The organism is Vitreimonas sp., assembly GCF_036392335.1.
In the GTDB taxonomy this organism is placed as follows: domain Bacteria; phylum Pseudomonadota; class Alphaproteobacteria; order Caulobacterales; family Aquidulcibacteraceae; genus Vitreimonas.
Window position 1 is genome coordinate 49,268 of sequence record NZ_DASVYD010000009.1, and the last position, 10,909, is coordinate 60,176.

Here is a 10,909-nt window from a genome sequence, read left to right on the forward strand (position 1 = left end):
CGCTATGCGACGCGTGTCACCGCAGGCAAACGCCAATCGCCGGTAAGGATCGGCGGCTGCGGCAAGTAGATTCGGAACGTCACCACGAATGGTCCTGCCGGTGTGGGCAGCCAATTGCTCGTGTCTGCAGGTTGGGCGTGTTGGAGGGCGATGGTGTAGGAACCGTCGGCGTTCGGACGCAGACCCGTGGTGCGGTCGCCAATCGCGAACCGCTGCAATGGGTTCTGCGTGAAGAAAAGGCGGCCGTCGGATTCCAGCTGATACATGGACAGCGACCAGAACGCGCCAGCGGGTACATTGGCCGGAATAGTCAGCGTGTAGGCGCGAGCGCCATTCAGCGGTTCACCGTTATTGTCGTCGTCCGCGCGCGCATAGGTCGCTTCGACGGCTTCCAAAGCCGCTAGACCAGAGAGTGCGACCGCTGCGCGCACGTCATCTGCGTCACCGGGGGCGCCAACGCCAGGCGGCGGATAGTGCCAGCCAGCGATGGTCTGTCCGCGCAACGTAAACCCGCCACGGAGCGTTTCCATCGCCCGCGCCGCCGCGCTCGTCCAGCAGTCGCGTTGGGCCTGCGATATCGACGCCCATGCGTCGATGTCGCCAGCGCGCAAACCGGTGTCTGCAAATTGCGCCGCGCGCCGCCCCACGGGGTCGGTCAGCGGCGCGCGCGCGAGCATCGCGTTCGCCACGGCAAGAAAGTTCTCAAGGTCGTCGGAGCTGGTTGGCCTGACGGGCAAGGGGGCGGCGTCGGGAACCTCAAGGAAACGGATGTGATCTTGCGCGGCGTTGGCGGCAGGCAGATCCTCCGGTCCTTCAACCAAAATGCGCGCCAACATCCACACGTCATCGGTCTGAGAACGAATGACGCGCACACCGTCTGGCGCGACGCCCTCCCACCTTGGTCCGACGATCAGCGCGCGGCCGCCAACGCCATTGGTGGCTCGCGTGCCCACATACGCGAAATTGTCCGTGTAAGCGTTCATGAACGCCACGGAAAAATAGCGATCCTCAAGTGTGGGAAACTCCGCCAGCAGCGGACCATTGGTGAGATCGAGCCGCGCGGAGGAATAAACCGTGTCGTTGTTCGGGGTAGTGATGTTGCGTCCCGTATGATCGGTCAGCGTGCGTCGATGCATGATTTGATTGAACCGATTTACGGGGCGTTGCGCCGATGGCCCCGCTGACGCCCAAGCCGTGCGCGCAAATTCGTAGATCGGGTACGCGTAATAAAAGGCGGCGACATAGTGATCGATAGGATCGGCGATGGCGGAATTGTTTGAGGCGCAGCCGGACAGGCCGGCGAGGGCGACGCCGGCCAGCAGCGTACGACGTGATGCAGTGATCATTGCGGGCGCTCCGTGAGTGCGTTGATTAGAAAGTCGATCGCCGGGCGGCGCGGGTGCAGCGCCGCGGCGGTGTCTGCGCCGAACAGCATCACTTCGTCCGTCGCGGGAGAATAAGCGGGCCAAGGCTGTTCTTCAGCGCACGTTGGCGATCCAGTCTGCGCAAATGTGACCCAGCACGAAGAGATCATTGTCGCGAAAGTGCGGTCCTCGTCGGTGAAGAAGGCGGGCGGCATCGGAAGACGGTCGAGATTGTTGAATACGTAGGGTATCTCGCCGCCGTGGATGGCGCCGGGGACAGCGCCCCGCCGTCGCGCCGTCACGTAGGTGAAGTGATAGAGGTAACTCGCCGCCGTCCCGTCGGCCGCTTGGGCTGCGACCCAAGCTGCGGGCGCAACAAAGAAGGCGTCGCCGAGCGCCTGGCGTTCAAACTCCTGATCCGTGACGTCGCCATAGCGGGCGCGCAGCTCCGCGAGCCGTGGGCCAAGCACGTTGAGCGCTGCACCGGATACGCCAAGCGAAGTGATGACATTCGCCTCGTTATCATTGGCGCCGATCATCAGCGGGACATCGGCCGCGCGGTCTTCGGCGAAAGCCCGTGACGGCGCCTCGGTAACCAGCCTTCCGTCAATGAATGGGCCAAAGCCCATACCTTCCAAATCGCCCAGCGCCTCAACCCATTGCGTGGCGGACGCGGCGCGTAGACTCGCGGCTGTTGCGGTCGCATCAATGCCGATGCGTGCGGCGGCAGCGACGCCTTGCTGCTCTTGCTGCGCCAAGGAGAGCGGACGCTGAAGGCCGCCGCCGGATTGCACGATGGCTTGGTGTAGCAAGCCGCGCGCGCGCGGCGAAGCGAGCAGGTAGAGAATGCTGGCGCCGCCCGCACTCTCGCCGAAAACCGTGACGCGGTTGGGATCGCCCCCAAACGCGTCGATGTTCCGCTGCACCCACTCGAGCGCCGCGATTTGATCCATCAGTCCATAATTTCCGAGCGGCGCGTTGGCATCGGCTTCCTGCGTGAGCGCGGGATGGGCGAAATAACCCAACAGACCAATGCGATAATTGATGGTGACCAGTACGACGCCTTGGCGCGCCAACGACGCGCCGTCATAGAGGGGGAACGTGCCAGAGCCGATGCGGTGTCCGCCGCCATGGATCCACACCATGACAGGCAAATCGCGCGCGCCTTCCGGCGCCCACACATTGAGATTGAGGCAATCCTCATTTTGGGTATCGGCGCGTCCGCTGCCTGGCCGGTCGCCACGCTCGGGCTGCGGACACGCTGGACCATAGGCGCTGGCGTCGCGGACGCCCTGCCAAGGCAAAGGCGGCGACGGGGGGCGCCAGCGCCGCTCGCCGACGGGCGGCGCGGCGAACGGAATGCCTCGATGCACGACAATGCCGTTTTCCGTGACGCCGCGCACCAATCCGCTCTCGACGCGCACCTCATTCTGCGCGGGGACGCTCGTCGCGCACGATGTCAGCGCAATCATCGCGGCAAGCGCGCAGATGAATCTCATTGTCGGTCTCCTAGGCAAGCACGCGAGTAAGCGTGCGCTTGAGCGCTTGAACTGCGGCGTCGATCCAAGCCGGGTCCGTCTTGTCCAGCCGGTCTTGCGCCACATGATGAAAGCGGTGCGCCGCGAAGAGGCCGAAGGCCGGCGCATAGCCGCGCTGAACAACCTCGCCCAATTCGCCCGCCGCGCCCGCTGATGTGGGATACGCAGCTTCCAAGCCGGGCTGCCCCGCGAAGCTTTCGCGCAGGCTAGGGACGAGTGCGTCCGAACCCATGAGATAGCGCTGTGGATCCGGACTCGGCAAAGGCGCGAGCGCAAAGCGGCCCACCTCGTGGAAATCTCGCGCGGCAAAACCAGCGCCCAAGTGTAGCCAGAGCGCGACGCGCTCGGGCGGCGGTGCATGGCGCTCGAAGAACACATGCGCGCCGGCGTTGTCGTACTCGTGCGCCGTCGTGGAGACGAACATCAGGCTGTATGCGGAAAGCGCGCGCGGCGCCCAGCGCGCCAGCGCTGTGAAAGCGGCGAGCCCGGGGCCGCGCTCGGCGACGGCCGGATTCCACGCTGTGCGCGGCGTTGAAACGACAATAAAGCGCGCGTCACGCTCGATAACGCCCCACATGTTCGGGCTGCGCACCCTGCGGGCCTGGCCGTCGATGATCAATGTCGCCTCGACGCCGGCGCGCGCTGCGGCGATGGCGTTGGCGCCTGGCGCTGGTCCCAGCACTGCCAGGGGAAGATGGGGAAGTCCGGCGCCATCAATCGGCGTATTGAGCAGGATGCTCTCGCCGGTTGGGCCGTTGGTGATGAGCACGATGCCCCGCGGACCGGCGCGCGCCACTTGGGCGAGGATTGAGCGAATGGGTTCAGCCATCAATTGCGAGTGCCGGCCATGCGGCAGCAAAACGAGCGCGATCGCGCCGGTCATCGACTCGGAATCGCTAGCGTCCCGCCAAAGTCGAAGCGGCCCACGCACGCCTTCGGCGCCGGTCGCGCGGACGATAGGCTGTGGCTCGACGGCGACCTCGCCGCCCGGCCATTCCAAAGCGGCGCGCCGCGTCTCAAATGCCGGCGCCTCGACATTGCGCGTCATCACTCGAAAACCGGCGTCGCTCAGCGTGGCGCGCACATGACCTGCTACGGCGGTGTCGCCGGGGCTCCCGGTGCGCAAGTGCGCTTGTGCGTCGAGCAAGGCGAGACATTGCATGACGGCGCCGTCTTCCGCGCGCGCGGTGGAGGCGGCAACCGCCGCCGGCGTCGCGCCCAGAACGGTGCGTCGCGTGATCATCGGGCTCTCGCTCCTTGGCGGCATGCTCCGCCTTGCTATCGCCAGCTTAACGCGACATCCTGCAAAGAGTCGACAATCTTATTGAGGGTCCCATGGCGCCGATATCGTCGTCTGTTTCGCGCAGGGCAGTGCTGGCTGCGCTGCCGGCGTCGGCCTGCGTGACGCCCGCACGAGGAGAGCGTTTCATGCCGCCGCAAGGTCTCGAGACGCCAAGCGAATCCGTGATGTTGTCGGTCTCGGATGAACACGTTGGCGTTCACTTCACCGCGCGCCTCTGCCGTTATCCTGCCTACCGGGTGGCGTGGCTGTGGACGCACGTGAAGACGCCAGATGGCTTTTTCGCCTACGTCGATCACGCCGCGCCTTGCACCGAGGACGAAACGCCAATTGGCAATCTGGCGCACTATGCCGACGCCGCGGGCGTACTTCGCTTTTCTCGTGAAGGGGCTTCAGAGGACGCGCGCGCGGCACACCTCGCCGCGCGTGTTTCAAGTCGCGAGAGTGGTGTGGTGGAGGCGGACCTAGCCTTCAGACCGGCGCTGATGCGCGCTGGACTGCTGGAAGGGCGGGTCGAGGCCTTTGGCCCAATCGAAGGCGACCTTCGTGTGAATGGCCGCGCCTTCCGCATTCGCGGCGTCGGCCAGTTCCACGAGCAACGGCAGACTGAAGCGCGCTTCACGACGCCTTTTGCCTTCGCCTCGCTGTGGGGCGAAGGGGTTGGCGTGACGTTGCTGCAGATTCCCGAAGATTCAGGCGGCTACATTCTCCAACAAGGCGCGTCCACCAGAACCGGAAGGGTACGTATCGCGCCGCCAAGCGCCAATCGTACGCTCAGAATCGATTTTGGCGCCAATGATGCCATGGAAGGCCATGCGGTCATTGAAACCGCCTACACGATCCCGCTTTACGGACAAACTTGGCATGGGGCGTTCGTAACGGCTGAACTCGGCGGTCACCGTTTGCGCGGCTCGCTCAACGATTGGCGGCCTGAGGTGCTCTTCGGCGCGTCATAGCTATTTGCGCGCCTTCTTCGCCTTCGACGGAGCCTTCGCCAGATTCGGCGTCCGCCGGTTCTCGATATAGGCGCGCGAATAATCGAAGATCGCCTCCATCGCCGCGCGCGCGGCCTCTGGTTTGCCCGACGCAGCGGCCAGGCCCATTTGGGACCAATATTGCGCTTGCGCGAGTCTGTTCTTCTTTGAATCGACGATGTCGTCTTGAAACGCCTCGTGACCAAACGTGAGACTGCGTACAAGCTGCACGGTGCGAGGTGTCTGCGCGGCGTCGATCAGCGCGCGAATGACTTGGCGGACGTCGCCAGCGAACTCGTGGCCGTCGACCGCTGCTTCGGCGCGTTTTGGCAACTCCGCCGTGAGTACGATGAAATGGCTCTTGTTCTTTGATTTGGGTGCATTCGCGACTTGCTGCGCCATAAGCCCCGCAAGCGCGCGCCGGATCAAGAACACCTCGTAGAAATTGGCGTCATCGGGCGTCGCCACGCGTGCGCCTTTCATAGGTTCAATGACGATGCTGCCCTGACTTTCGAGCAGGCGCAGCGCCTCGCGCACCGGCGCGCGTGAACACTTGAACCGATCGGCAAGCTCCTGCTCGCGCAGCCGCGCGCCGGGGAGATAGACGCCGCGCTCAATGTCCCGGGCGGTGGCGCGCGCGATGCCGAGCGCGGATACACGCGCGTCCGGCGTGCGCAGCGCCACAAGTTTGGGCTTGGATTGGGGTTTGGGCATGGAATTGTGTGTGGCTCAGATCAGTGATTGCCGGACGCCATTTAGGCAAGAGCGAAGGGCGTCACGTCAACCGTAAGTTCGACTAAAGCCGCAGTTAAGTCCCGTTCGCTCAGCGCGCGATCAGCGGTTGCGTCAACGCGCGCAGGAAGATGCGCGCGCGCGGGGGTGGACACGATGGCAAACCCTAGGCTAGATTTTGTCGACAATCCTGCAGGGCTTGATCCCTAGCAGGCGACCACGGGAGGGGTCATTCGATGCGCCACGTTCTTCTTGCCACGCTGCCTGCATGCTTTTTCGCGTTTGCCGCACCCGCGATGGCGCAGGATGTCGCCGCGGCCACACAGGACGAGGCCGCCAGCGAAGGTGATATTGTCGTCACTGCGCGTCGCCGCGAGGAAACCCTGATCGAGGTGCCCGGCGCGGTGTCCGCCATCACCGCGGCGGACCAGCAGAATTACGTCATCAGCAACACGGCCGATATTCTGCGCCAATTGCCGAGCGCGGCGTTGGTCAACGGCGGTCCGGCGTACACAAACGAGATTTCCTTGCGCGGGCAAGGCGGCGGGCGAAACGGCTTCTCGGAATCCGCTGTGGGCGTCTATCGAGACGGCCACTATATCGCCGGCGGCGGCTTTGGCGGTCGCGGATTTAACGCCGTCGATCTGTTTGATCTGCAGCGCATCGAAGTTCTGCGCGGTCCTCAGGGCGCATTGTATGGCCGCAATGCGGTCGGCGGCGCTGTGAATGCGGTCGCAAATCGCCCCGACGATGAGTTTGGCATCCGCGGCTCCGTTTCTTACAACGACATTGAGCGCACCGAGCTGGAAGCCGTCATCAATGTGCCGGTCACGGCGGACGCAGCCTTCAGAATTGGCGGCTTCTCTTATGATCAGAACGGCGGTTTCCTGACCCAATTGTCGACGGGCGACACGATCGACACCGAAGAGACCAGCGGCGCACGCGCGGTGTTCGAGGTCTCCCCGACCAACGACACCACCATCCGCGTCACTTATGAATATTACGATTCCACGGCGCCGAGCTTTGGCATCAACGGCTATCGGGCCCTGCGCAACAATTTGACAACGCTCGATCCGGACCCGTTCGTGCGCAACATCAGCCGGCTGGGCTATGCCGACATCACGGAGAATTCCGGCTATTTGGATTTCGAACACGATCTTGGCTGGGCCAATTTCGAACTGCGCGGCAGCTTCAAAATCCGCGACGCGGGCCGCACGAATGACGACCTTGATCATTATCTGGGCTTCGAAGGGATCACGTCTGTGTTTCCGCCGGCCACGCCCGCGCAGCCAATCGATTTGATCTCCAATCAATACGAAGATTTCTCTCGTTCGGGCCTAATTGGCGTGCTGACCTCGCCCAGCGCCGACGCCCGTTTCAGCTGGCTCATCGGCGCAGAAATGCAGCGGAATAGCTCGGAGGTCCTGCTGCAGAATGTTGGCTTCGCCGGGGCCGCGGCAGGGTTGCGCGCGCAATTGCGCGATGACGATTCCCGGGAAGAATTGGAGTCTTGGGCCGTCTTTGGCGCGGTCGAGTACGATATCACCGAGCGTTTGGCCCTTGGCCTTGAGGCCCGTGTGCAGGTCGATGACAAAACCTTCGACTTCGACCGTACGCGCAATTCCGCCGCATCTACCGCAGTGGAAATTCTGGGCGTTCAGCTCAGCGAATCGTGGACCCGCGTGATGCCTGTCGCCACGTTGCGCTATAGCCTAGCGGACGACGCCTCGATCTATGGCCGCATCGCCACCGGCTATCGTCCAGGCGGTTTCAATGTCGGAATTCCCTCGGACATTCCCGGCTCCGGCAATTTGATCCCGTACGACCCGGAATTCGCGACCTCCTATGAGGCTGGCTTCAAGCTCGGCCTTTTCGACGGACGTGTTTATGTCGAGGGCGCGGCCTATTTCACCGAGACCGAGGACGTGCAGATCGTGACCGCCGCGAGTCCGACCAACACGGCGTTCATCCTGCAGAATGGCGAGGGCGCTGAAGTGTGGGGCGCCGAGATCGAGGCGCGCGGCAATTTCGATCTGGCCGGAGGGCGTCTCAATTTCGGCCTTGGCCTCTCCACCAGCGACGGGGAGTTTAAGGACGGAACGATCGCCATCATTGGCGGCGTGCCGACTGACCTCGCGGGCAACCGTGTGAACCGGACGCGTGACCTCATCGGCACGCTGAACCTGACCTATCGCCACGATATTGGTCTAGGACTCGAGGGCTTCGCCTCTACCAGCTTCCAGACTCAATTGGGCGGCTTCGAGAACGCAGAGAATTCCCGCGAATTTGAAGAATTCGAGCGCTTTGACGCCCGCATCGGCGTCGATAGCGGTTCTTGGCGCTTCTCAATCTTCGGCAAGAATTTGACCGACGAAATCTACACAATCCAGACCATCGCCAATAACGCCTATCTCAGCGATCCGCGCGTCTATGGCGCGGAACTCAGCTTCAGCTATTGAGCGCATCGCCGCTCAACGCTGGCGGGACAGGCGCGTTCTTGTCCCGCCAGCGCCTCCCATAGAGGTCGGGTAATGTGATGTTGAAGCGCCTCGTTTTCGCTGCGGCGATCCTGGTCGGCTCGTGCGCCTCATCGAGCAGTCCGGCGCCCAGGCCGCATGCACAGGCGCCGAACATCGTCTTCATCGTCGCGGACGATTTGGGGTATGGCGATCTCTCCGCCTATGGCGGCACCCGGACGCCGACGCCCCATATCGATGCGCTCGCCGCGCGCGGCGTGCGTTTCACCAATGGCTATGTCACGTCGGCTGTTTGCGCGCCGTCGCGCGCGAGCTTGCTGTCGGGACGCTACCAGCAGCGCTTTGGCTACGAGTTCAATCCGGTCCGGCGCGATCTTGAAGGCGTGGGAATTCCGCAGGACGTCCGTATCCTGCCGGACTTTTTGCGCGAGCGAGGCTATCGCACCGCTTTGATCGGCAAGTGGCATCTGGGGCGAACGGCGGAGACACATCCGCTGAGCCATGGCTACGATCGCTTCTTCGGCTTTTCACCGGGCGCCACCGGCTACATGCTCGCGCCAGCCGAGGACGACGAATGGCTGCCAGATCCGGTGCCTGGCGCACCGCAAGGCTTCTTCGCGATGCGTTTGGAAGAGGGACGTGGTCCGGCGACGCCGCGCGAGGGCTATCTCACAGACATCCTCACCGATGAAGCGATTGCGTTCGTCGACTCGTCGCGTGGCGCACCATTCTTCCTTACGCTTGCCTACAACGCGCCGCACTCGCCGTTGCAAGCGACCAGCCCCTACCTACAGCGCGTCGCGCATATCGAAGGCCAAAGCGAGCGCATCTATGCAGCCATGCTGCTCGCGCTGGACGACAATGTCGGCCGCTTCGTGTCTGCGCTGCAGGCGCGCGGATTGCTGCAGAATACGCTGATCGTTTTCATCTCCGACAATGGCTGTCCAAACTATATCGGCCCGGGCGTCTGCTCGAACGCGCCATTCCGCGGTTTCAAGGCCATGTACTTGGAGGGCGGCGTACGCGTGCCCATGATTGCGTCCTGGCCGGGCCGACTGCCTGAAGGCGCGGTCTACGACGCGCCAATCGTAAGCTTCGACTGGACGCGCAGCGCGCTTGCGCTCGCGGGAGCGGAGCCGGTCGCACAAACACTCGACGGCGTCGACATCATCCCGATGCTCGTCTCGGGCGCCGCGCCGCCGGAACGCGCCATCGTGTGGCGTACTGGGCCCAATTACGCGCTCAGAAGGGGTGATTGGAAACTCATCGTTGCGGAGCGGACCGATGGTCAGGGGCTGCTGACCTACTTGTTCAATCTTCGAGACGATCCCGCCGAAACCCGCAACGTCGCGCACGACCATCCCGAGATCGTCCGGCGATTGACGGCCGATTTCGAGACGTGGAACGCCCAGATGCGAACGCCGACGTTCGAGAGCGAGCGTCGCCTCTCCGCGCCGCTCAATCGCGGCGATCCTCCCGTCAATCTCTATAACTAGCGCTGCGGACCGGGGGCGCGGCAGGCATGTCCTGAGCGAGGCCCATGCCCTGCGGTTATGAGCCGACAAAGATCAGGCACTGGCGGCAGGGTCTGACGGCGTGTTGGGTGGCCCGATGGCTGTTTGTGCGCGCCGCTGTGAACGAGCGACGCGTATCGCGCCGAGCGAATGAGGGCCGCATGGGATTGATCACGATCTTTGCGCGCGTGGCGTGCGTATGCGCATTCCTACTTGCTGCCGACGCTTGGGCGCAGGACGAGCGCCGAATATTCGTCTCCTCCGCGCATCCGCTCGCGACCGAGGCCGGGCTTGAGGTCTTGCGGCGTGGTGGCAATGCGGTAGACGCCGCTGTCGCCGTGGAGGCCATGCTGGGGCTAGTGGAGCCGCAAAGCTCGGGGCTCGGCGGCGGCGGGTTCATGATGTATTATGATGCCGCGAGCGGCGAGGTGAGCGCCTTTGCGGGTCGCGAGCGCGCGCCGCGCGGCGCCGATTCACGAATGTTTCTAGACGAACATGGACGCCCGTTGCGGCGCGCCGAAGCGATATTGTCCGGTCGCGCGACCGGTGTGCCGGGCGTTGTCTCGATGCTGCATCTGGCGCACGCTACGCACGGGCGCTTGGCGTGGGGCGATCTATTCGGCTCTGCTGTCGCAGTGGCGCGAGATGGGTTTGTCGTCTCGCCGCGCTTGGCGCGCTATGTTCACGGTGACTATGCGCAAGCACGAGCGCCGGACGTGCGCCGCTATTTTAGCGCCTCGGATGGGAATCTCGTCGAAGCGGGCGACACCTTGCGAAATCCAGCCTATGCGCGCTTTCTGCAACGCTTGGCGCGACAAGGACCGTCAGCTCTGTATCGCGGCCCTACGGCGCGCCGCATCGTGGCGCGGACGCGCGCGGCGCCCCTGGGCGGCGCCATGACTCTCGCGGACATCGAGACTTACGAGGCCGAGGAAACCGACGCACTCTGTCGTCCTTATCGACTTTATCTGCTTTGCGCTCCGGCGCCTCCGGCGAGCGGAGGCGGCCTC

At 63.8% G+C, this 10,909-nt stretch carries 8 protein-coding genes; 4 read left to right on the top strand and 4 right to left on the bottom strand.

What is annotated here, in order from left to right; all coding sequences use genetic code 11:
• Positions 1-2 precede the first annotated feature (2 nt).
• Genes VF769_RS01690 through VF769_RS01700 form a run of 3 tightly spaced genes read right to left on the bottom strand, consistent with a single transcriptional unit; the run spans position 3 to position 4,145 of the window.
• Positions 3-1,346 (bottom strand): DUF1254 domain-containing protein, encoded by a 1,344-nt coding sequence (locus tag VF769_RS01690; RefSeq protein WP_331006633.1) that lies wholly within the window; start codon positions 1,344-1,346, stop codon positions 3-5.
• Positions 1,343-2,863 (bottom strand): carboxylesterase/lipase family protein, encoded by a 1,521-nt coding sequence (locus VF769_RS01695; RefSeq protein WP_331006634.1) that lies wholly within the window; start codon positions 2,861-2,863, stop codon positions 1,343-1,345. Before VF769_RS01695 ends, VF769_RS01690 begins: the two co-directional genes overlap by 4 nt.
• Before the next feature lie 10 nt (positions 2,864-2,873).
• On the bottom strand, positions 2,874-4,145 hold the full coding sequence (locus tag VF769_RS01700) for a hypothetical protein (protein WP_331006635.1): 1,272 nt from the start codon (positions 4,143-4,145) through the stop codon (positions 2,874-2,876).
• 92 nt (positions 4,146-4,237) lie between these two features.
• Here VF769_RS01700 and VF769_RS01705 point away from each other — a divergent pair, with 92 nt between their 5' ends.
• Complete coding sequence (locus VF769_RS01705) at positions 4,238-5,158, top strand: hypothetical protein (RefSeq protein ID WP_331006636.1); 921 nt, start codon at positions 4,238-4,240, stop codon at positions 5,156-5,158.
• Here the strand turns inward: VF769_RS01705 and VF769_RS01710 are convergent, their stop codons facing one another.
• Positions 5,159-5,890, bottom strand: a complete 732-nt coding sequence (locus tag VF769_RS01710) for a GntR family transcriptional regulator (protein ID WP_331006637.1) — start codon at positions 5,888-5,890, stop codon at positions 5,159-5,161.
• 254 nt (positions 5,891-6,144) lie between these two features.
• On the opposite strand from VF769_RS01710, the gene VF769_RS01715 reads away from it, so the two are divergent.
• The 3 genes from VF769_RS01715 to VF769_RS01725 all read left to right on the top strand — a co-directional run.
• Positions 6,145-8,367 (top strand): TonB-dependent receptor, encoded by a 2,223-nt coding sequence (locus tag VF769_RS01715; RefSeq protein ID WP_331006638.1) that lies wholly within the window; start codon positions 6,145-6,147, stop codon positions 8,365-8,367.
• A gap of 77 nt (positions 8,368-8,444) precedes the next feature.
• A complete protein-coding gene (locus tag VF769_RS01720; RefSeq protein ID WP_331006639.1) occupies positions 8,445-9,881 on the top strand; it encodes a sulfatase-like hydrolase/transferase in 1,437 nt (478 codons plus the stop codon).
• 179 nt (positions 9,882-10,060) lie between these two features.
• A partial coding sequence (locus VF769_RS01725) for a gamma-glutamyltransferase (protein ID WP_331006640.1) occupies positions 10,061-10,909 on the top strand: 849 nt, incomplete at its 3' end.